Origin of the sequence: Streptomyces sp. CA-288835, assembly GCF_050936385.1 — a bacterium.
Taxonomy (GTDB): domain Bacteria; phylum Actinomycetota; class Actinomycetes; order Streptomycetales; family Streptomycetaceae; genus Streptomyces.
This window is the reverse complement of sequence record NZ_JBNJMW010000001.1, coordinates 7,248,325-7,268,770: the sequence shown is the minus strand read 5'-3', so window position 1 is coordinate 7,268,770 and position 20,446 is coordinate 7,248,325. Positions and strand designations below refer to the sequence as shown.

Annotated in this window: 18 protein-coding genes; 12 read left to right on the top strand and 6 right to left on the bottom strand. The window is 70.8% G+C overall.

The features are described from left to right. Positions 1-28: 28 nt before the first annotated feature. A complete protein-coding gene (locus tag ACQEVY_RS32870) occupies positions 29-1,021 on the top strand; it encodes a GlxA family transcriptional regulator (protein ID WP_432953015.1) in 993 nt (330 codons plus the stop codon). Between the two features lie 77 nt (positions 1,022-1,098). Here ACQEVY_RS32870 and ACQEVY_RS32865 read toward each other — a convergent pair whose 3' ends face one another. Further along, positions 1,099-1,875 carry a Type 1 glutamine amidotransferase-like domain-containing protein gene (locus tag ACQEVY_RS32865; protein ID WP_432953014.1) on the bottom strand — a complete coding sequence of 259 codons (777 nt, stop codon included), beginning with the start codon at positions 1,873-1,875 and terminating at the stop codon, positions 1,099-1,101. Positions 1,876-1,920: 45 nt separating this feature from the next. Then, entirely contained in the window at positions 1,921-2,628 is a 708-nt protein-coding gene (locus tag ACQEVY_RS32860) for a FadR/GntR family transcriptional regulator (RefSeq protein ID WP_432953013.1), read from the bottom strand. A 197-nt stretch (positions 2,629-2,825) separates the two neighbouring features. On the opposite strand from ACQEVY_RS32860, the gene ACQEVY_RS32855 reads away from it, so the two are divergent. The 7 genes from ACQEVY_RS32855 to ACQEVY_RS32825 all read left to right on the top strand — a co-directional run bounded on the left by ACQEVY_RS32855 (position 2,826) and on the right by ACQEVY_RS32825 (position 9,415). Continuing rightward, positions 2,826-4,295, top strand: a complete 1,470-nt coding sequence (locus ACQEVY_RS32855) for an SLC13 family permease (RefSeq protein WP_432953012.1) — start codon at positions 2,826-2,828, stop codon at positions 4,293-4,295. Positions 4,296-4,425: 130 nt separating this feature from the next. Then, entirely contained in the window at positions 4,426-5,904 is a 1,479-nt protein-coding gene (locus tag ACQEVY_RS32850; protein ID WP_432953011.1) for an acyl-CoA synthetase, read from the top strand. After that, positions 5,897-7,273, top strand: coding sequence for a carboxyl transferase domain-containing protein (locus ACQEVY_RS32845; RefSeq protein WP_432953010.1), 1,377 nt, complete (start codon positions 5,897-5,899; stop codon positions 7,271-7,273). Before ACQEVY_RS32850 ends, ACQEVY_RS32845 begins: the two co-directional genes overlap by 8 nt. Before the next feature lie 101 nt (positions 7,274-7,374). After that, positions 7,375-7,731: a CU044_2847 family protein gene (locus tag ACQEVY_RS32840; RefSeq protein WP_432953009.1), complete on the top strand. Its 357-nt coding sequence runs from the start codon at positions 7,375-7,377 to the stop codon at positions 7,729-7,731. After that, entirely contained in the window at positions 7,728-8,075 is a 348-nt protein-coding gene (locus tag ACQEVY_RS32835; RefSeq protein WP_432953008.1) for a trypsin-like peptidase domain-containing protein, read from the top strand. The genes ACQEVY_RS32840 and ACQEVY_RS32835 overlap by 4 nt, the downstream gene beginning before the upstream one ends. Then, positions 8,006-8,236 carry an HAD family hydrolase gene (locus ACQEVY_RS32830; protein ID WP_432955674.1) on the top strand — a complete coding sequence of 77 codons (231 nt, stop codon included), beginning with the start codon at positions 8,006-8,008 and terminating at the stop codon, positions 8,234-8,236. Before ACQEVY_RS32835 ends, ACQEVY_RS32830 begins: the two co-directional genes overlap by 70 nt. A 135-nt stretch (positions 8,237-8,371) precedes the next feature. After that, positions 8,372-9,415: a rod shape-determining protein gene (locus ACQEVY_RS32825; protein ID WP_432953007.1), complete on the top strand. Its 1,044-nt coding sequence runs from the start codon at positions 8,372-8,374 to the stop codon at positions 9,413-9,415. An 89-nt stretch (positions 9,416-9,504) separates the two neighbouring features. Here ACQEVY_RS32825 and ACQEVY_RS32820 read toward each other — a convergent pair whose 3' ends face one another. Together ACQEVY_RS32820 and ACQEVY_RS32815 are read right to left on the bottom strand one after the other, a co-directional pair. Next, complete coding sequence (locus tag ACQEVY_RS32820; RefSeq protein WP_432953006.1) at positions 9,505-10,086, bottom strand: Rv1733c family protein; 582 nt, start codon at positions 10,084-10,086, stop codon at positions 9,505-9,507. Between the two features lie 847 nt (positions 10,087-10,933). Continuing rightward, positions 10,934-11,584, bottom strand: a complete 651-nt coding sequence (locus tag ACQEVY_RS32815) for a phosphoribosyltransferase (RefSeq protein ID WP_432953005.1) — start codon at positions 11,582-11,584, stop codon at positions 10,934-10,936. Between the two features lie 200 nt (positions 11,585-11,784). On the opposite strand from ACQEVY_RS32815, the gene ACQEVY_RS32810 reads away from it, so the two are divergent. Both ACQEVY_RS32810 and ACQEVY_RS32805 read left to right on the top strand, forming a co-directional pair. Further along, positions 11,785-12,204, top strand: coding sequence for a CBS domain-containing protein (locus ACQEVY_RS32810; RefSeq protein ID WP_328771862.1), 420 nt, complete (start codon positions 11,785-11,787; stop codon positions 12,202-12,204). A 103-nt stretch (positions 12,205-12,307) separates the two neighbouring features. Continuing rightward, entirely contained in the window at positions 12,308-12,769 is a 462-nt protein-coding gene (locus tag ACQEVY_RS32805; RefSeq protein ID WP_432955514.1) for an archease, read from the top strand. A 26-nt stretch (positions 12,770-12,795) separates the two neighbouring features. Here ACQEVY_RS32805 and ACQEVY_RS32800 read toward each other — a convergent pair whose 3' ends face one another. Beyond that, entirely contained in the window at positions 12,796-14,214 is a 1,419-nt protein-coding gene (locus tag ACQEVY_RS32800) for an RtcB family protein (protein ID WP_432953004.1), read from the bottom strand. 432 nt (positions 14,215-14,646) lie between these two features. Here ACQEVY_RS32800 and ACQEVY_RS32795 point away from each other — a divergent pair, with 432 nt between their 5' ends. Both ACQEVY_RS32795 and ACQEVY_RS32790 read left to right on the top strand, forming a co-directional pair. Continuing rightward, on the top strand, positions 14,647-15,219 hold the full coding sequence (locus tag ACQEVY_RS32795) for a DUF3455 domain-containing protein (protein WP_432953003.1): 573 nt from the start codon (positions 14,647-14,649) through the stop codon (positions 15,217-15,219). 310 nt (positions 15,220-15,529) lie between these two features. Continuing rightward, on the top strand, positions 15,530-16,834 hold the full coding sequence (locus tag ACQEVY_RS32790; RefSeq protein WP_432953002.1) for an alginate lyase family protein: 1,305 nt from the start codon (positions 15,530-15,532) through the stop codon (positions 16,832-16,834). Between the two features lie 20 nt (positions 16,835-16,854). Here ACQEVY_RS32790 and ACQEVY_RS32785 read toward each other — a convergent pair whose 3' ends face one another. Next, positions 16,855-20,418, bottom strand: a complete 3,564-nt coding sequence (locus ACQEVY_RS32785) for a GH32 C-terminal domain-containing protein (RefSeq protein ID WP_432953001.1) — start codon at positions 20,416-20,418, stop codon at positions 16,855-16,857. Positions 20,419-20,446: the final 28 nt, after the last annotated feature.

The window sequence follows — 20,446 nt, the reverse complement described above, 5'->3', positions numbered from 1 at the left end:
TGGCGGAGGTGAGTGCTAGGAATTGCATATGGCGAAAGAATCCTCGCACGCGCTGCGCTCGGCGGGCGTACACCGGGTCGTCGTGATCGTCGACGAGAACTCGAACCCCTTCGAGCTCGGCTGCGCGACCGAGGTCTTCGGTCTGCGCAGGCCGGAGATCGGCCGTGATCTCTACGACTTCAGGCTCTGCTCCCCCGAGCCCCGCACGCTGATGCGGGACGGATTCTTCACGCTCACGGGAGTCGCCGACCTTGAAGCGGCCGACACGGCCGACACCTTGATCGTCCCCAACCGCCCCGACGTCGAAGTGCCCCGCCGCCCCGCTGTGCTCGATGCCGTCCGACGGGCGCACGCGCGCGGCGCGCGCATGATCGGCTTCTGCAGCGGCGCCTTCACACTGGCCGAGGCCGGAGTCCTCGACGGGCGCCGGGCCACCGCGCACTGGAAGTGGGCGGATACCTTCCGAGCCCGCTTCCCTTCTGTCCACCTCGCATCAGACGTGCTGTTCGTGGATGACGGTGACATCCTCACGGCTGCGGGCAGCGCGGCCGCGCTCGATCTCGGGCTGCATGTGGTCCGCCGCGACTACGGCGCGGAGATTGCCAACTCTGTGAGTCGACGACTGGTTTTCGCGGCACACCGGGACGGCGGGCAGCGGCAGTTTGTGGAGCGGCCCATGCCCGACCTGCCTGATGAGTCCCTCGCGCCTGTCTTGGCCTGGGCCCAAGAACGGCTGGACTCACCACTGACGGTCGCTGACCTTGCGTCGCGCGCGGCGGTCAGTCCGGCGACGCTGCATCGCCGCTTCCGGGCACAACTGGGAACGACGCCGTTGACGTGGCTCACGGGGGAACGACTCGCCTTGGCATGCAGGTTGATCGAGCGAGGTGAGTCCCGCTTCGAGATCGTCGCGCGGCGCAGCGGGCTCGGCACCGCTGCCAATTTGCGCACGCTGATGCGCCGCGAGACGGGCATCTCTCCGTCGGCGTACAGACGTCGGTTCGGGCCGGAGGCGAATTGACGGCGGGGCATCCTCCTCCGGCGCAGCACGGGGTGTGCTCAGACCGCCGGCAGGCTCAACAGCCGTGTGGAGCAGCGTCAGTTGACCGTGGGCAGGCGGCGCGGCTCGATGCGTTCCTCGACGGCCGAGTCCCCGTCGCGCGTCACGATGTACGCGCCCTTGCCCGGCAACTCGGTTACGGCTTCGGTCAGTTCGGTGCCGCGGTAGACCAGGCCCACTCCATCGTCGGTGCAGTGGGTTGTGGGGAGGGTGCCGTCTGCGACCAGGCGGTGTACCAGGGGGCGGCGGCCGAGGTCGGTGTCGTAGTGGACGCCGTTGCCGTACGGGAGGAAGCCCAACGCGTTGGTGAGTGGGCGGAGTTCGGGGCCGAAGGAGTCCGTGGTGCCGCCCTGGAACCAGCAGATCGAGCCCGCGCTGACGCCGCTGAGGACGACGCCCGAGCGCCAGGCACGCCGGAGGATGTCGTCCAGGCCGTGCACTCGCCATACCGCGAGGAGGTTCGCCACCGAGCCGCCCATGACCCAGACCACGTCCTGGTCGAGGACGGTGGCCTCCACGTCGTCGTGGTTGGGCATCGGGAAGAGCTGGAGGGGCGTGAGGTCGAAGCCCGCCACGCGTGCGGCCTCGGACATGCGGGCCGTGAAGTGTTCGGCGTCGCCTATCGCCGTGCCCACGTACAGGACGCGGGGGCGGCGGCCTTGGGCGCCGGAGAGTTCGACCGCGTGGTGGACCAGGGAGTCGAACATCATCATGGTCCGGCCGCCGCCGGCTCGGTGGCCGCCGGAGGTGGCGAGGATGGTGGGTTCCCGCCCGTTCACGGGAGAAGGGAGAGGGGGCGTCGCGGGGGCGGTCATAGCAGGGGATCCTAACGATCCTAACTTCCCACGTCAGAGCGGCAGTTAGTCGTTCTCCTCCGGGTCCCAGTCCAGCAGCCGTACCTTCGCCACCGTACGGACATGGCGGCGCATCGCCGTGGCCGCCTGGCTCGGGCGGCGGTCGGCGATCGCGTCGAGGATCGCGTGATGCTGGGCCAGGGAACGGGTGGGGCGGCCGGGCTGGCGGAGGGATTCATTGCGGCTCTCGGTGATCTGGTCGGCGATGGAGCGCATGAACTCGGCGAGGATGCTGCTGTGGGCCGCCGCCGTGACCGCGGCGTGGAAAAGCCGGTCGCCCTCCACTCCGGGGGCGCCCTCCTCGATCTCCCGCTCCATGTGGTCGAGGGCCGCGCGGAGGGCGGTGAGATCGTCGTCCGTGCGGCGCTCGGCGGCGAGTTCGGCGAGCTTGGTCTCCAGGGCCTCGCGGGCTTCGAGTACGTCGGGCAGGCGCCGTCGGCGTTCCACGAGCCGCTCGACGGGCTCGACGTCGAGGCTGTCGCGGACCAGGTACGTACCGCCGCCGTGCCGTGCCTCCACCAGGCCCTGGACCTCCAGGACCACGATGGCCTGCTTCACGGAGGCGCGGCTGACGCCGAGGCGGGCCGCCAGGTCGCGCTCGGGCGGCAGCCGGTCACCGGCGCGCAGACCGCCCTCGGCGACGTACTGGCGCAACCGCTCCAGCACCTGCTCGTAGAGGCGCTGTTTCGTCATGGGCCGCAGGGCTTCGGTCATGAGGTCCCCCTTCGTCGGGAGCGTAACACCGTGGAGCCAGTGGTCCACTGGCTGAGCCAATTCCTGCGCGACCCCTTGACGGGCGCCCGGGTCGCGCCCACGCTGTCCAGCGACCGAAGTGGTTCAGCCACTTGGCCAATCCACCAGCCCTCCGCCAGCCCTCAATGCCGCTCCGGGGCCCAAAGACGGGAGCCCGTATGTCCGCCGAACTGATATCGATCCTCGTACTCGTCGTGGTGTTCGTGATCGCCACGACCCGCTCCATCAACATGGGCGCGCTCGCCTTCGCCGCCGCGTTCGGCGTCGGCGAACTCGTCGCCGAACTGAACGCCGACGAAATCTTCGCGGGCTTCCCCGGTGACCTCTTCGTCGTGCTCGTCGGCGTGACGTACCTCTTCGCGATCGCCCGCGCCAACGGCACCACCGACTGGCTCGTACACGCCTCGATCCGGCTCGTACGCGGCCGGGTCGCCCTCATCCCCTGGGTGATGTTCGTGATCACGGGGGCGCTGACCGCGATCGGCGCGGTCAGTCCGGCCGCGGTCGCCATCGTGGCGCCGATCGCGCTGAGTTTCGCGGCGCGGTACGGGATCAGTCCGCTGCTGATGGGCGCGATGGTGGTGCACGGGGCGCAGGGCGGCGGGTTCTCGCCGATCAGCATCTACGGGTCGATCGTCAACGGAATCGTGGAACGGGAGGACCTGCCGGGCAACGAGATCACCCTCTTCCTGGCCTCCCTGTTCGCCAACCTGGTCATCGCGGGTGTGGTTTTCGTGCTCTTCGGCGGGCTGAAGCTGTGGGCGCAGGGGGCGGTCCCACTGGACGAGCCCTCCAAGGACGCGTCCAAGGGCTCTTCCGACAAGGGCGACCTTCCGGAGGGCGGTTCCGGCCCGCAGCCCGGGGGTACCACCTCCGGCACGGGAACGGGAACGGGAACGGGAACGGGAACGGGAACGGGAACCGGCACCGGCACCGGCACCGGCACCGGCACCGGAACGGGCACTGGCACTGGCACCAAGACCGCCGTAGCCACCCGCCCAGACGCCCCCACCAAGCCCGACACCACCCGCCTCACCCCGGCCCGGATCGCCACGCTCACCTCTCTCGTGGCCCTCGTCGTGGCCGTCCTCGCCTTCGACCTGGACGCCGGCCTGACCGCGATCACCCTCGCCGTCGCGCTGAGCACCGTCTGGCCGGAGGACAGCCGCAAGGCGGTCGGCCAGATCGCCTGGTCGACGGTGCTGCTGATCTGCGGTGTCCTCACGTACGTCGGTGTCCTGGACGAGATGGGCACCATCACCTGGGCAGGCGAGGGCGTCAGCGACATCGGCGTACCGCTGCTGGCCGCGGTCCTGCTCTGCTACATCGGCGCGATCGTCTCGGCGTTCGCCTCGTCCGTCGGGATCATGGGCGCCCTGATTCCGCTCGCCGTGCCCTTCCTCGCGCAGGGCGAGATCGGGGCCATCGGCATGGTGTGCGCGCTGGCCGTGTCGGCGACGGTCGTGGACGTGAGCCCCTTCTCGACGAACGGCGCGCTGGTGCTGGCCGCGGCGCCGGACGTCGACCGCGAGCGTTTCTTCAGGCAGCTGATGGTGTACGGAGGGATCGTGGTGGCGGTGGTACCCGCGGTGGCGTGGCTGGTGATGGTGGTGCCGAACTGGGGATGACCTGGGGTGATTGGGGTGCTCCCCAGGGAAGCCCTGAGGGATGCTGACGACGCCATGAGCGACGTACCGCCCATGAAGGACGCACCCGCCCATCAGCCACGTACCGACGAACGATCAAGGAGTACGACGCGTGTCCCCTCTCTTCCCGGCCCTGACCGAGGCCCTGGCGGATCCGGACGGACCCGGTGCGCAACGGCCCGCCCTGCGCTTCGGCGACCGTTCCCTGACGTACGGCGAGCTGGCCGCCGTGGCCGCGCCCCTGGCCGAGCGCCTCGCGGGAGCAGGCCGGATCGCCGTCTGGGCCACGCCCACCCTGGAGACCGCGGTCGCCGTGGTCGCCGCGCTGCTGGCCGGCGTCCCGGCCGTACCGCTCAACCCGAAGTCGGGCGAGAGCGAGCTGGGGCACATCGTGTCGGACAGCGCGCCGACGCTGGTGCTCGCGGGGGCGGGTGATCAACTCCCTGCAGCACTGGGTGAGTTGGGGCGGATCGATATCGACGTACGAGCCGCTGGGGCGCCCCACGCCCCCGGAGACCTCACCCCCGAATCCCCCGCCCTGATCGTCTACACCTCCGGCACCACCGGCCCGCCCAAGGGCGCCGTCATCCCCCGCCGGGCCATCGCCGCCACGCTGGACGCCCTCGCGGACGCCTGGCAGTGGACGGGTGACGACGTACTCGTACACGGCCTTCCCCTCTTCCATGTGCACGGCCTGATCCTCGGCATCCTCGGCCCGCTGCGCCGCGGCGGATCGGTCCGGCACCTGGGCAGGTTCGAAACGGCGGGAGTGGCAAGGGAGTTGACCGAGGGCGCCACGATGTTGTTCGGGGTGCCGACGATGTACCACCGGATCGCGGAGGCGCTGCCCGACGACCCGGCTCTCGCGAAGTCGCTGGGGAAGGCGCGGTTGCTGGTGTCGGGGTCGGCGGCGCTGCCCGTGCACGACCACGAGCGGATCGCGGCGGCGACGGGGCGGCGGGTCATCGAGCGTTACGGGATGACGGAAACCCTGATGAACACCAGCGTCCGTGCGGACGGGGAGCCGCGCGCGGGCACGGTCGGCGTTCCGCTGCCGGGCGTGGAGCTGCGGCTGACGGAGGACGACGGGGTGACGGCCGTCGAGGCGTACGACGGGGAGACGGTGGGCGAGATCCAGGTCCGTGGGCCGAACCTCTTCACCGAGTACCTGAACCGGCCGGACGCGACGGCCGAAGCCTTCACCGAGGACGGCTGGTTCCGCACGGGCGACATGGCGGTACGCGACCCCGACGGCTACGTACGCATCGTCGGCCGCAAGGCCACCGACCTGATCAAGAGCGGTGGTTACAAGATCGGGGCGGGCGAGATCGAGAACGCGCTTCTGGAACATCCCGGCGTGCGCGAGGCAGCGGTCACGGGTGAGCCCGACGCGGACCTCGGCGAGCGGATCGTGGCGTGGATCGTGCCGGACCGGGATTCACTTCAATCACCGCCGTCCGCCGAGGAGTTGGCGGACCATGTGGCCCGCCGCCTGGCACCCCACAAGCGTCCGCGCGTCGTCCGTTACCTCGACGCCCTGCCCCGTAACGACATGGGCAAGATCATGAAGCGCGCGCTGCCTCATGACTGACGGCCGGAGGTTCACTGCTCGCGAGGCGATCGGTCTCGTGGCCGACGGTTTCACCGAACTCCCGGTCAAGGGAGGCGAGTACGCACCCGACGGCCCGTTGTCCTGGCAGGGTTACGACGCCTCTCGCGCCCGCGCCGCGTCCCGCACCGGCGAGGAGGAGTCCGTCGTCTGCGGCACGGCCATGGTCGGTACGACTTCTGCCGTGCTGATCTCCTTCGAGTTCGGCTTCCTGGGCGGCTCGCTCGGGGAACGCACCGGAGACCGGCTGGAGGCGGCGTACACCTACGCCCGTGAGCATCGCCTCCCCGTCGTGTCCCTCGTCGCGACGGGCGGCAGCCGGATGCAGGAGGGCATGCGCGCGCTGGTCCAACTCCAGCGCGTGGCACGGCAGTCGGCGCTCACCCGCGAGGCGGGCCTGCCGCAGCTCGCGGTCCTGCGGGACCCTACGACGGGCGGCGGCTGGGCCACGCTGGGCGCGGGCGCCGATGTGATCCTCGCGCTGCCGGGCGCCCAGGTGGGTTTCGCGGGTTCCCGGGTCCGCCCGCCGGACGCGGACCCGGCGGCGTATACGGCGGAGGCGCAGCTGGCGGCGGGTTCGATCGACGCGGTGGTACCTCCGGAGGAGCTGCCCGGCGTACTGAAGCTCTGGCTGCGGCTGCTGACCCGCCCGTCGACGACGCCCGCTCCTCCCCCGCCCGCACTGGGCCGGGCCGACCTGCCCGCCACCGGGCGCGAGGCGGTCGACAACGCGCGCTCACCTCAACGCCCCCGCGCCCAGGCCTACTTGGACGCATACCTCAGCGCCCGTCTGCCGATCAGCGGCGACCGCACGGGCGGCGGCACCGACCCTGATGGCGATCCCGGAATGCTCTGCGGCTTCGGTGTACGGGCGGAGGACGGCCGTACGATCGCCTACGCCGCCCAGACAGGCACCGCAACCCGCCCCACCGGCTATCGCACCGCCGCCCGTCTGATCCGCCTGGCGGACCAACTCGGCACCCCCGTACTGACGTTGATGGACACCCCGGGCGCCGCCAACGACGCGGAGGCGGAACGCCAGGGAGCGGGGGCGGCGATAGCGGAACTGTTCGCCGCCGTGGCCTCCGCCCGCACCCCCCTCACCACCCTTCTGATCGGCGAGGGCGGCTCGGGCGGCGCCCTGGCCCTCGCCGCTCCCGACAACACCTGGGCCACACCGGACAGTTACTTCTCGGTGATAGCCCCAGAGCTGGCCGCGGCGATCCTCAAACGCCCGCCGGACCAAGTGAAGGACACGGCGGACGAACTACGGATCCGGCCACAGGACTTGGTGGAGCTGGGGGTGGTGAAGGGGGTCGTGAAAGGGGTTGTGAAGGGTGTTGCGGGCTGAGAAACCGCAACAAGCCGCGACAACCACAAGTACGGTCCGTAACAATGGAGTTGATCGAGAGTCACTGAACCGAGAACCGAGAACCAGGAACCGGGGGCGCCATGGAAGGCTTGGTGGAGTTCAAGACCGACGACGGAGTCGTGATCAACGTCGAGGGCGCGGCCACCGAGGACCTCTCCGGCCACCAGCTCGTCTCCCGCGACGACGGCACGGTCCAGGCAACCCGCACCTTCGAGGGCGCCCTGGACGGAGTACGCGCGGCAGCCGAGTCCGCACTCCGGGTCTTCCGAGACGGCTCGCTGCGCCCCGACTCCGTGGAGATCGAGTTCGGCGTGAAACTCACCGCGGAAGCGGGCGCGTTGATCGCCAAGAGCTCGGTCGAAGGGCATCTCGTGGTCAAGCTCGCCTGGTCACCGGGGCAGGGCGCCGGCTCCCCGGAGACCACCTCGGCATCATGACGAGCGCTTCGTGGCACGCCAGAATCAGCTGCGGGCGCGACACCGGCGCCGGTTTCCTGGTCACCGAGCGGCACGTCCTGACGTGCGCGCATGTCGTCGCGCGCAGCCGCACGGACACGGTCACCGTGTCCTTCGCGCACGGCACAGAGGGCCAGGTCCCGGCCCGGGTGATCGCGCAGGGCGGCTGGGACGGCGGTAAGACCGATCCCGGTGACCTCGCCGTACATCGGTGCTCGGCGGGATCCACGCCCGGTCCGGGGACCTCACCAAGCTCATGCCGAATCCCGACTGCCTGCTCCGGGCCCTGGACCATCTGGGCACCTCGGCATCGAGCACGGTGCTGATCGGCTCCACCGTGGCCGAACTCACTGCGGCGGGCACCATTGGCGTCCCCTTCGTCGGCTATGCCCGCAGCCAAAAGCATGAGCAACACCTCCGTCGTGCCGGCTGCGAGCACACCGTCACCTACTTGCAGTCGGTATTCGAAACGCTCAGCCGCGACTGACCCGCTCAAGAGCACCCATCCAGCGGCACCCCACCCAGCCCATCTCAACGGGCGGACTCCCGAGCGCTCGCGCACGATGCCTGGGAGGACCGTCACCCGGCGGTCCCTCGGTCTGCGCTCTCGGGAGGATCTGCCATGGCCGCCAGTGCCAGTTTGGAGCAGTTGCGCCGCTGTCATTTCGCCGTTGATCTGGGGGCGGCGAGGACCCGTGTGTTTGTGAAGGGGGCCGGGCTGGTTGTGGATCAGCCGAGTGTGGCCGCCGTCAATACGAGGACCGGCGCGCTGATCGCGGTCGGGGAGCTGGCCGAGAAGATGACGGGCCGTACGCCCGACTACATCCGCGTGGTCAAGCCCGTGTCCGGCGGCACGGTCGTCGACATCGACATGGCGCAGCGAATGCTGCGGCAACTGCTCGGCGAACGCCTCCGCCGCACGTTGCGCCGTAAGCCGCGGCTGCGGGCGGCGGCCTGTACGCCGCACGATGCCGACCCGCTCGCCCAGCGCGCGGCGATCGAGACGCTGGTCGGGCTCGGGGCGTGGCGGGTCGAGCTGGTGGACACGCTGATCGCGGCGGCGGTCGGCTGTGGGCTGCCCGTGGAGCAGCCCGAGGCGACCATGATCATGGTGTGCGGGGCGGCGGCCACGCAGGTCGCCGTGCTCTCCCTCGGTTCGGTCGTGAACGCCGAGCGCATCCCCGTCGGCGGCGAGGCCGTCGACCACGCGATCGTCCAGCATCTGCGCCATGAGCACGAGTTGGTGCTGCCGAGTCAGTCCGTACGTCCCTTGCAGCTGGCCCTGTCCAGCAACGGGCTGACCCCGGAGGGGCCCGCCCGTACCGAGATCCACGGGCGGGACGTGGCCACGGGGCTCGCCCGCTCGGTGCAGGTGGACACGGCCGCCGTACGCAATGCCATCCAGACTCCGCTCACCGCTGTGCTGGACGGGATCGGCAGGGTGCTGCGCGACTGCCCGCCTGATCTGGTGGCCGATCTTGCGGACCGCGGGATCATGATGGTCGGCGGCAGCGCTCTGCTGCCCGGGTTCGACCACATGCTGCGGTCCGCGACGGGGATGCCGGTGCATATCGCCGAGCGGCCCGATGTGTGCGCCGCGTTGGGGCTGGGCGCGATGTTGGAGGGCAGGATCCAGCCGCTGGGGCTTGAGCCGGTGTCGTCCTGAGTGGCGCGTGCGCGGCACGGCACGGCACATGAGCGGGTGCGCCCGGGTTGAGCGAGCGGTCTGCTCGTCGGGGTCAGCCCGTCTTGCGGTCAGCCCGTCCTGCCGCCCCAGCGCATGTCGGCGCGCTCCCACTCCGCGTCCCACTCGCGCATACGGCGCTGGTCGAGGCGTCCGCGCACCGTCCAGGCGGTCAGCCAGACGGCGCCGCCCGCGCCCGTCGCGGCCAGCAGGCCCGCTGAGACCGCTTGCAGAACCGCTTCCGCCTCGTTGAGGGGCTGCGGCATCAGGGTGCCGTCTCGGTCGGTCCAGACTGTGGTCCGGGTACCTTTTTTGGCTTCGGGTTTGACCTGGGCTTCGCCGGTGCGGGCGTTGCCGTCGGGTGTCTTCCAGCGGACCGTGGCCCAGACCAGGTCGTCGCCCACGGACTCGGTCGGTGACCGTTCCGGGGCGTTTTCGGCGAGCACCGCCGTCACCGGGCGGCGCTCCTCGCGCTGCCGGTCCACGCTGCGGCTCACCGCCTCGGCGGCCGCCAGCCCTGCGATCAGGCCGCCGACCAGGGCGATCAGCCAGGCGCCGAGCAGTAGCCAGGCCTCTACGACGTCCACGCGCCGTCGGAGCGGGTTGCTCCGCCAGCGCCACAGTCTCACTGTCGTGTGACGTGTCCTCGCCATCGGCCAGCACCCCCTTGTGAGCACCGACGGCAGTCACCTCTTCGGGTGTCCTACCAGTGTGCGCCCGCGAGCGGCGCGGAGCACTCGGGCGGGCGTGGGGCTACTCGGGCGGGCGCGGGGCACTCGGGCGGGCCCGGGGGCATTCGGGCGGGGCCGAGGGCATTCGGGCGGGGCCCGCGGGGCTCCTGATCGCGCATCCCGCGGACGGCGGGTCGAGACGCGCCAATTGCCCGGATTACGTACGCTGATCCACTTCTGGCGGAACGACCAGTGAGCGAGCGTGAGTTATGGGTGACCGACAGCTGATGTCGAGCGAGGTACCGGCATCGCAGCAGCTGCTCTCTGCGGGTTCTCCCCTCTCCCCGTTGGGCGAACCCCAGGCGCTGATCGAGGAGTTCGCACGGGAACTGAGCCGGGGGTTGCGGACGAGCCGGCTCCGATCTTGGGGCGCGGGCCCCTCCGGGGTTCAGCAGGAGGGTTCGTTGTCGGGTACGGGTTGAGTGTGGCTTGTCGCGCAGTTCCTCGCGCCCCTTGGGTTTGTGGTGGGTGCGGGGCCGCGTCGGGGGTGTCCGTCCTCGGACCGGCGCGCGTTGCTGTTGGCTGGTGGAGGGTGCCGGTGTTGGCGCGCCGGCCGCTGCGGGCGCACACCCCCGCCCCGTCCCCTTGCCGCCGTGGGCGGCCGCAGGGCCATGGGGGTCCGGGCTTTTCCGGGGCCCTCGCTCGTCGGGGTGCGGGCAGTCGCAGGTCCTTCAGGGGCGCGGGGAACTGCGCGACCAGCCACGACGGACCCGCAGTCGCCAACAAACCGAACCCACCCACCCGGTAGGCGCCCCGGCACCCCCCAGGGCTACGCCCTGGTCTGCACGCTGCGCAGCGTCTCGATCACCTCGTGGTCGGACAGCTGGCCGAAGTCCGCGTACCACTCCCCCACGGCGTAGAAGTGCTCCGGCTGGTGCAGGCAGATCACGTCGTCCGCCTCGTGCTGGCGTACGACACCGAGCCCGGAGCACACCGGAACCGCGAGCACCAGCTGGGCGGGCGAGCCGCGCCGCAGGTGGAGGAGGGCGGCCCGGGCCGTGACGCCGGTGGCGAGGCCGTCGTCGACGAGGATCACCGTGCGGTCGCGTAGGCGGGGCGCGGGACGGCCCTCGCGGTAGAGCGACTCCAGGCGGTGGACCTCCGCGCGCTGCCGGGCGACGGCCTGCGTGAACTGGTACTCGGTCATGTCCAGAAGCGCCAGCGCCTCCTGGTCGAAGACCGGCGGATCCTCGCCGACGACCGCGCCGACCCCGGCCTCCGGCTGCCCCGGTGCGCCGATCTTGCGCACCACCAGGACGTCCAGCGGCGCACGCAGGGCGTGTGCGATCTCCGCCGCGACGGGGACGCCGCCGCGGGGCAGGGCCAGGACGAGGGGGTCGACGTAACCGCCGCCTTCCGCCCGTCGCAGCAGCGCGGCGGCGAGGTCCTGCCCCGCCTGCCGACGGCTCTGGAAACGCATGGTGTCCGCCTTCTTTCCGCCACGTCCGCCGGGTTCGCCCGCCGCCTGCGGGCCTCCGCGGTCGAGCCCCCGAGTACCCGAGCGGCCGGCTCCTCACGCGTGCATGGAGGAACATCCGCCGGGTACTCGCCGGAGCGTCCGAGCACCGGCTGATCAGGTACGTTTCCGGTGCTCATCCCGGAAGTCACACGGAGGTAGCCATGGCGCAGCACGTCCGGGAAGTCATGACGGCGAACCCGGTGACGGTGACCGAGCAGACCCCGCTCCCCGAGGTCGCCAAGCTCATGCGGGAGAAGAACATCGGCGACGTCTTCATCACCGAGGAGGACCACGTACGCGGCCTGGTGACCGATCGCGATCTGGTGATCCGGGCCATGGCCGAGGACCGGGACCCCGCCGCCACCCCCGTCCGCGAGGTGTGCAGCACCGATCTGGTGACCGTCTCCCCGCAGGACGACATCGACCAGGCGGTGCGGCTGATGCGGGAGCACGCCCTGCGGCGGCTGCCCGTCGTGGAGGAGGACCACCTCGTCGGTGCGCTCAGCATCGGCGACCTGGCCGTCGAACGCGACCCGCAGTCCGCGCTCGCCGACATCAGCCAGGCGGAGCCGAACAGGTAGGGCCGCCGTAACGCGAGTGCCGTCGGCACGCAGGCGTCGTTCTTCGTCGTCTTCCGCGTGCCGACGACACATGCGTACGGGACAAACGGGGCACCCGGTGTACATGGTCGGCGAGACGTACGACGACAGGCAGGCCCGCGCGCAGGGCGAGAGCGGCCACCGGCTGGTGCCGCACACCGCGGACGTGCGGATCGAGGCATGGGGCACGACCCGGGAGAACTGCCTGGTCGAGGCCGTGCACGGGATGGTCGACTGCTTCGCCGACGTCTCCGCCGTACGGCCGACGGCGGTCCAGCGCGCCCAGTTGTCCGGGAACTGCGACGACGACCTCCTCGCCGCCCTCCTCGACGAGGTCGTCTACCGCCTCGAAGTACCCGGCCAGGTCCCCGTGGACGTCGAACTCGAGACGGAGACGCCCGGCAGCACCGTCGACGTTCGGCTGGCGGTCGCCGATCTGTCGGCCGTGGAGATCACGGGAGCCGTACCGAAGGCCGTGTCGTGGCATGAACTGCACATCGAGCCGGGTCCGTACGGCTGGACCTGCGCCGTGACCATCGATGTGTGAGGTGTGAATACGGGTGAGTGGGGGCGTCAGCCTTTGACCACGCCCAGCGGAACCAACCGCGCGACCGTACGGCACAGCCCCGCCCCCTCGCTCGCCTCCACCACCGCGCCGACGTCCTTGTACGCCTCCGGGGTTTCCTCCGCGAGGCCGCGCAGCGAGCGCGGGCGTACCGCGATGCCGCCCCGCTCGAGCCGGGCCCGCAGCTCCTTTCCGGCGACCGCCCGCGCGGCCTTGTGGCGGCTCATCACCCGGCCCGCGCCGTGGCAGGTGGAGTGGAAGGCGTCGCCGCCGGGGACTCCGGTGAGTACGTAGGAGGCGGTGCCCATCGTGCCGGGGATCAGTACCGGCTGGCCGAACTCCCTTATGTCCTCGGGAAGTTCGGGGTGACCCGGCGGAAAGGCCCGGGTGGCGCCCTTGCGGTGGACGCACAGTCGGCGCCGGGTGCCGTTCACCGTGTGGGTCTCGATCTTGGCGAGGTTGTGGGAGACGTCGTACACGAGGGAGAGCCGGGTGCGGGCGGCGCGGTGGAAGATCCGGCGGGCGGCGTCGGACAGCAACTGGCGGTTCGCACGGCCGTAGTTGGCGGCGGCGGCCATCGCGCCGAGGTACGCGCGCCCCTCGGGCGAGTCGACCGGCGTACAGGCCAGTTGCCGGTCGGGCACGGTGATGCCGTACCGGTTCATGGCCCGGTCCATCGCGCGTACGTGATCGGTGCAGATCTGGTGCCCGAGGCCCCGTGAACCGCAGTGGATCATCACGCACACCTGGTCGCGGGCGAGCCCGAACGCGGCGGCGACCCGCTCGTCGTACACCTCGGCGACCTGCTGGACCTCCAGGAAGTGGTTGGCGGACCCGAGGCTGCCGACCTGACCGAGACCGCGTTCCCGGGCCCGGCCGCTGACCTGCGCCCCGTCGGCGTCGGCGACCGCGCCGCCGTCCTCGCAGCGGGTGAGGTCGCGTTCCTCGCCGTGGCCGCGTTCCACGGCGTACCGGGAACCGCCGTCCAGGATCCGCTCCAGTTCCCCGGGCCCGCTCAGGTGCCACACCCCTCCGGGGCCCGCGCCGCGCGGGATCGCCCGGTCGAGACCGTCCATGACATCGGGCAACGCGGGCCACAGCGACTGCCGGTCACCGTCGGCGGCCAGCAGCCGCACCCCGCACGAGATGTCGAAGCCGACCCCGCCGGGCGAGACGACGCCGCCGTCGTCCACGTCGGTCGCCGCCACGCCGCCGATGGGGAAGCCGTAGCCCCAGTGGATGTCCGGCATGGCGTAGGAGGCTTCGACGATGCCGGGCAGCGTGGCCACGTTGACGACCTGCTCCAGCGATTGCTCGGCGTCCTGGAGCAGGTCGTGGGATGCGAAGACGATGCCCGGTACGCGCATGTCGCCTCGGGGTTCGATCCGGAAGCGGTACGGGCCTTCCTCGACGAGGTTGAGTTCCATGGCGGCCTCCCGGGGTGTGCGTGGGCTTGCGTGCGTGCGCCATGGCGGGCGTCGCGTCGCGCCGCATGCTGCGGGTACCCGGGGCCGGTTCGAGGAATCGGGGCTTCTGGTCTGCGTACGGGCCTGATTCCGCGTACGTGTGCGGAAGGTGCTGTCGCCTTGTCCGAGCTGCGGCAGGCGCCGGCTCCGTACACCTGGAATGTCCAACTTCCGCGTGCCTGGGGGTACTTGTCGGGGCGAATCGGCGCCCCGGAGTGCCCCCCACTCGTTCCCGTCGGCGGTCCGCGCGATACAGTGCGCGATTGTGGGTTCAAGATCGTTAACGGGACCCGGATGCTTGACGGACCATGCCGTTCCAGCCCTCGGGACATGCACGGCATTCGCGTCCACAGCCAGGAAACGCTCAGAAAAATCTTTCTGGAGACACACCTGATGAAGCTCGCCAGACGTCTCATTCTCACCACCACAGCCATAGCCGCAGTGGCCGCCGGCACGCTGATCAGCGCCACGGCCGGCCAGGCCACACCAACCTCGAAGCCCGTCGGCGCCGAAACCAAAGCTGCCGCCACGCCGAAGATCCCCGACTCCCTGAAGGTCCCCGACGGCCACCGGCTCACCGGCGTCTTCAACGCCAAGGGCGTCCAGACCTACGCCTGCACCGACGGCGCCTGGAAGCTGCTGGAGCCCGCCGCCACCCTCTCGGCCAAGAAGGACCGCTCCAACCGCCCCGTGGCCCTCCACTCCCGCGGCCCCGTCTGGGTGTCCACGGTGGACGGCAGCGCGGTCACCGCCGCCGCCGTCGCCACCTCCCCCAAAACCGGCACCATCCCCGAACTCCTCCTGAAGTCCAACGGCACGCGCGGCACCGGCGTCTTCGCCGACGTCTCGTACATCCAGCGGCTCAGCACCACCGGCGGCGTCGCGCCCACCACGGCCTGCACGGGCACCGAGGAGACCAGCGTCCCGTACACCGCGATCTACACCTTCTACAAGCCGGCCAAGTGATCCGGTAAGCGGTAATCGGCAAGCAGTTAGCAGCAACGACAGGGCCCCTCGGGAAGTCTGGATGATCTAGACGCTCCCGAGGGGTCCTTGGTCTGGTCTGCAGTGCATCTGGCCGCGCTCCCCGCTCACACATCCGACCTATCGACGCGTACGACCCCGAAGCTGGCCCCCTTCGCGACGAATCGCTGGCCGAGTTTCTCCCATTCATCGGATGACATCGCGTCACGGGTATTGCCGTCAGCGGCTGACGCTTCTACCGTCCAACCGGTACGCATGTGAACGTCGTTCATCCATGTGATGAGGAGCCGTCATGCACAAACGTACCGTCGGCCTGCTGTCCCTCGGGGCGGCCATGTTGTCGCTGCTCGTCCCCGCGGTCCCGAGCGGAGCCGCCGTACCGGCCGGAGGCACGGTCCCGGCCGCCGCGGCGGTGGCCGAGCAGCGCGCCCCCCGAACCGTCGTGCTCGACGGCAAACGCCTGGTGCACGCGAAGCATCGCCTCAACCAGGGCGACCCGGTGCGGCGCCGCGCCCTCGCCGACCTGGTCAAGCAGGCCGACGACTGGCTCGACAAGGGCCCTTGGACCGTCACCGACAAGACGCAGACCCCGCCCAGCGGTGACAAGCACGACTACCTGAGTCAGGCCCCGTACTGGTGGCCGAGCCAGCCGAAGACGCCCGAGAACCCGATGGGCTGCCCGTACGTGAGCAAGGACGGCCAGCGCAACCCGGAGGCCGACCAGATCCCCGACCACTCCGAACGTGCCTACGTCTTCGCTTCCGCCTACACCCTCAGCCTCGCCTGGTACTACACCGGCAAGGCGGCTTACGCCCGGCACGCGTCCGACATCCTGCGCACCTGGTTCGTCACCCCGGAGACGAGGATGAACCCGCGCCTGATCAACGCCCAGTTCGTGCCGTGCGGTGACGACGGCCGGGCGGCCGGTCTCATCGAGTTCTCCCTGGGCTTTACGAGCCTGCTCGACGCCGCCGCGATCCTGGACACCGGCGCCCCGGGCTGGACCCGTGCCGACCATGGCGGATTCCGTTCCTGGTCCGCCCAGTTCCTCGACTGGTGGACGACCAGCGAATTCGGCAAGGAGGAGTCCGCGGCCGTCAACAATCACGGCACCTTCGCCGATATGCAGGTGGCCGCCATCGCACTGGCCGTCGGGCGCCCCCAACTGGCCCGCGAGACCGTCCTCCAGGCGCGGACGACCCGTATCGACCAGGGCATCGCCCCGGACGGCCGCCAGCCGGAGGAGATCCGCCGCACCCGCAGCTACCACTACTCCGCCTTCAACCTGCTCGCCCTGGCCCGGCTCGCCGACGTCGGACGCCACGTGGGCGTCAACCTCTGGAAGCACCAAGGCCCCGACGGCCAGAGCGTGTTCAAGGCCGTCGACTTCCTCCTCCCGGCCGCCACGGGCACGACGCCCTGGCCCTACCCCGAGTCCAACTTCGAGATCTGGAAGGCGAACGACGTCATCCATGCAGCCGCCGACGCGGGCAACCGCAACGCGCGGGCGGCCCTGCCCCAGCTCACCCCACCGCCCGGCGGCGACCTCTGGACGCTGCGGCCCGCCGCCCAACTGCTGTCGAAGGAGTTGTTCTGACGGGCCGACCTGACCAGCGGTTACAGCCGCTTCACGTAGGTGTCCTGGTACGCCGCCCTCCCTCCGAACACGTTGAGGCCGATGTGTCCGCTCGTGTACGTCGCGTCCGTCACGTCGATGATCCGGGTGCCGTCGAGGAAGACCCGGATGCGGTCTCCGTCGGACAGCACGCGTACCGCGTACGTCGTGCCGCGGCGGACCAGGGCCGGGACGCGGGCGAGGGCGGCGGCGTCGTCGAACTGGCCGTCGGCCTTGGCGACCAGGCGGATCACGCGCAGGTCGGGGTCGATGTTGAGGCAGTAGGCGTCGGTGCCGTCGGAGGAGGCCCGCCAGAGGAGGGAGAGGGCGCCGCCCGTGTCGGGGTCGGGGCCGCCGAGCCGGACCAGGGTGGTGAGGTCCAGGTCGGTCGCCGTGCGGGCGGACATCGCGTTGGAGTCCTTGTCGAAGGTTCCGGCGCGGCCCGCGCTGTCCGTGGACCAGTGGCCGGCGGGGGTGATCGTCAACTTGCCGAGGTCCGAGCGGAATTCACCGTCGGCAGCCGGGGCGGCCGGCAGCGGCTTCACGCGGTCCACCAGGCGGTCGGTGCTGTCCAGCTTGTGCACCTTGAGCGACTCGATGTGCGCGGTGCCGCCCTTGGCGTAGAAGGCCATGCGGTCGGCGGTCGGCGCGGGGAAGATCAGGCTGGTCACGGCTGCCTGTCCGTCCGCGCCGAAGGCCTCGACCGAGGACGAGTCGACGTACACGCGCAGGGTCACGCGTCCGTCGGCCGTCGGCATCGGTGCGGTCGTACGGCCCGCGAAGTACTGCGTGAAGTCGCTCAAGCCCGAGGCCGAGCGGTCCACGAACAGTTCCTGCGCCTTCGCGTCGTATCCGACCGTCGTGTGCTGGTCGTCGTCGGCCCGGAGGCGGAAGCCGATCTCCGTGGCGGTTCCGAGGGTGACTTCGGCCTCGATCTCGTACGCGATACCTGTGACACGTGTGAGCGGGTTCGCGGAGGTCGGGCCGACGGTGACGTCCTTGCGGGTCGTGGTGGAGGTGCGCAGGGCGGTCAGTTCGCGGACCGGGCGCTGCACGAGGCGCACGCCGTCGGCGGTGTCCGTCAGCGTCAGTTCGCGCGGCGTGCTCAGCTGGCCCTTCCAGGCGCCGGTCGGAGCACTGAACGGGTAGTCCCAGTTACTCATCCAGCCGAGCCAGACGCGGCGGTCGTCGGGCAGGCCGTAGAAGGACATGGCGGCGTAGAAGTCGCGGCCGGAGTCGGCGCGTAGGACTGTGCCGGGCTTCTGGTCGGGGGCGAAGTCGGTGCCGTTCCACTCACCGGTGAAGTACTGGGCGGCCGAGCCGTTCGTGGCGCGTACGGCGCCCGTGCTCAGGGTGAGGACCCACTTCACCTTGCCCTTGTCGCCGTCGACGGGGAGCGGGAAGAAGTCGGGGCACTCCCAGACGCCCGGGGTGACCCAGTCTCCGTAGCCGAAGGAGCTGACGTGGGTCCAGCCGAGGAGGTCGGTGGAGGTGTAGAAGCGGATGTTGTCGCCGCCGGAGACGACCATCAGCCACTGGTCGTGGGCCTCGTCGCGGATCACCTTCGGGTCGCGGAAGGTCCAGCCGGCGTCGGGGCCGCCCGGGTTCTGCACGGCCGGGGTCGAACCGCCGTGCAGCTTCCAGGAGCGGCCCTCGTCCTTGCTGTACGCGATGCGCACGCTGGCGTTCCCGCCCGGTTTGTCCGGGTGGTGGCTCGTGTAGTACGCGATCAGGCCGGAGCCGCCGTCGAAGAGGCCCGAGGTGTCGTCCGCATCCACGACCGCGCAGCCCGTCCAGCAGTGGCCGTACGCGTTCCAGGGCAGCGCGATCGGCAGGGGCTGCCAGTGGACGAGGTCGGTGCTGACCGCGTGCGCCCAGCGGCCCTCGTCCTGGTGGAAGAGGTGGTACTCGCCGTCGTGGAACAGCAGGCCGCAGGGGTCGCTGGTGGAGCCGGTGAGCTGGGAGTAGTGGTACGTGGGGCGGTAGGGCTCGGTGAAGTAGTCGGCGGTGGCGCGGACTTCGACGTTCTGGAAGTACGACGTCCCGTGCGCGGCTGCGGTGCCGACGGTGGCCCCCGTGGTGCGGGACACGCGGGTTTTCAACGCCCTTACGCCGTCCACGTACACCTCGATCGTCCTGCCCGTCGCGCGGGCCTCGACGCGGTACGTGCTTCCGGCCGCGATGCGCCGGACCGGGCCGGAGGCGGAGGCGACGCGGGCGCCGGAGGAGCGGTCCAGCAGGACGATGGCGTTGCGGCCGGGTTCCAGTCGGGCCTCGTAGCCGCCGGATCCGTTCGCGGACGCGCGCAGGACGAGGCCGGCCGAGGAGGAGCGGGCGGCGAGTGTGATGTCGGCCCTCGCCACCAGGTCTCCGTCGGTGAAGGGGGCCGTGCGCAGGCCGTTTTCGCCACGGAGGCCGCGCAGGTCTGGGGTCCAGGTGCCGGAGCGGGACGTCCAGCCCTGGAGGTCGGTGGTGAGGTCGGCGGCGGCGATGTTCTCGAAGGACGCCGCGCCGGACGAGGCCGTGACGGTGAGTCGGCCCTCGTCGTGGGCCGAGTCCTTGGCGGTGATGACGGGGCTGTAGCCGTCGGGCGAGAGGAAGTTGGTCTGCCAGTGCACGCGCAGTTCGTCGCCCTCGGCTTCGATGCGCAGGCGGTAGACCGTGTCGGCCTTGATGGTGGTCGCGTATGTGCCGAGGGTGACGTTGCCGTCGATGCGGTACAGCCTCAACCTGCCCTGACCTGGGTCGACTTGGACGCCGTAACCGCGCGTGGCCTTGGCGTCGGTACGCACCTGGAGCGAGGCGACCGCGGAGGCGTCGTGCAGGAGCAGGTCGGCCTGGAACGCGGTGTCGTACGCCTGGGTCGTGGTGACGGCGCGGGCGGTGGCTCCCTTGGAGGGGGCCGCGCGCCAGCCGAGCGGACTTGCCGTCCAGGTGCCGCCGGTCGTGGTCCAGCCGGTGAGGTTGGTGGTGACCGAGGACAGGGAGGGCGGGCCGAAGGTGACCTTGCCGCCCTGGGCGAGCAGGCCTACGGAGCCGGTGTCGTGGCGGTGGTCCTCGGTGCGGAGGAGCCGCTTGCCGTCGACGTGGACCGTCAACTCCGGTCCGTCTACGGCCACTTCGAGGTCGTAGGACTTGCCTGTGCGCGCGCCCGGCAGTGGTGCGGTGGCGATCGTGTCGCCGCCGGCCAGGTCGTAGAGGCGTATGCGGGCGCGGCCCGGATCGAGGGCGACCGCGTATCCGGTCGAGCCGTCGGGGGCGGCCCGGAACACCAACGCGCCTACGGAGGAGGCGGATTGGGGCGTGACGCGGGCCACGTAAGTGCCCTTGACGGCGAGTTGCTGCTCGGAGAGGGCGAGGGCGGGCTCGCGACGGCCGGGTGTCGACTGCTGGCCGCCGTCGGAGGTACGGGTCCAGGTGCCGGTGACGGGCAGAGGGTCCGGAATCGGGGTGGGGGCGGGGGCTGGTCCGGCGGCCGCCTGGGCTGCGGGCATGATGCCGCCGAGAGGCAGCAGGGTGGCGGCGGTGCCTCCTGCGAGCAGGAGGGTACGGCGGGACACGCTCATGGCGGCTCCTGAGGGAAGCGGGCAAGGG

Bases quoted from the DNA above. Each gene is read 5' to 3' on its own strand.
- ACQEVY_RS32870 (WP_432953015.1), top strand. From the start codon at position 29: ATGGCGAAAGAATCCTCGCACGCGCTGCGCTCGGCGGGCGTACACCGG.
- ACQEVY_RS32865 (WP_432953014.1), bottom strand. From the start codon at position 1,875: ATGACCGCCCCCGCGACGCCCCCTCTCCCTTCTCCCGTGAACGGGCGG.
- ACQEVY_RS32860 (WP_432953013.1), bottom strand. From the start codon at position 2,628: ATGACCGAAGCCCTGCGGCCCATGACGAAACAGCGCCTCTACGAGCAG.
- ACQEVY_RS32855 (WP_432953012.1), top strand. From the start codon at position 2,826: ATGTCCGCCGAACTGATATCGATCCTCGTACTCGTCGTGGTGTTCGTG.
- ACQEVY_RS32845 (WP_432953010.1), top strand. From the start codon at position 5,897: ATGACTGACGGCCGGAGGTTCACTGCTCGCGAGGCGATCGGTCTCGTG.
- ACQEVY_RS32840 (WP_432953009.1), top strand. From the start codon at position 7,375: ATGGAAGGCTTGGTGGAGTTCAAGACCGACGACGGAGTCGTGATCAAC.
- ACQEVY_RS32835 (WP_432953008.1), top strand. From the start codon at position 7,728: ATGACGAGCGCTTCGTGGCACGCCAGAATCAGCTGCGGGCGCGACACC.
- ACQEVY_RS32830 (WP_432955674.1), top strand. From the start codon at position 8,006: ATGCCGAATCCCGACTGCCTGCTCCGGGCCCTGGACCATCTGGGCACC.
- ACQEVY_RS32825 (WP_432953007.1), top strand. From the start codon at position 8,372: ATGGCCGCCAGTGCCAGTTTGGAGCAGTTGCGCCGCTGTCATTTCGCC.
- ACQEVY_RS32820 (WP_432953006.1), bottom strand. From the start codon at position 10,086: ATGGCGAGGACACGTCACACGACAGTGAGACTGTGGCGCTGGCGGAGC.
- ACQEVY_RS32815 (WP_432953005.1), bottom strand. From the start codon at position 11,584: ATGCGTTTCCAGAGCCGTCGGCAGGCGGGGCAGGACCTCGCCGCCGCG.
- ACQEVY_RS32810 (WP_328771862.1), top strand. From the start codon at position 11,785: ATGGCGCAGCACGTCCGGGAAGTCATGACGGCGAACCCGGTGACGGTG.
- ACQEVY_RS32805 (WP_432955514.1), top strand. From the start codon at position 12,308: ATGGTCGGCGAGACGTACGACGACAGGCAGGCCCGCGCGCAGGGCGAG.
- ACQEVY_RS32800 (WP_432953004.1), bottom strand. From the start codon at position 14,214: ATGGAACTCAACCTCGTCGAGGAAGGCCCGTACCGCTTCCGGATCGAA.
- ACQEVY_RS32795 (WP_432953003.1), top strand. From the start codon at position 14,647: ATGAAGCTCGCCAGACGTCTCATTCTCACCACCACAGCCATAGCCGCA.
- ACQEVY_RS32790 (WP_432953002.1), top strand. From the start codon at position 15,530: ATGCACAAACGTACCGTCGGCCTGCTGTCCCTCGGGGCGGCCATGTTG.
- ACQEVY_RS32785 (WP_432953001.1), bottom strand. From the start codon at position 20,418: ATGAGCGTGTCCCGCCGTACCCTCCTGCTCGCAGGAGGCACCGCCGCC.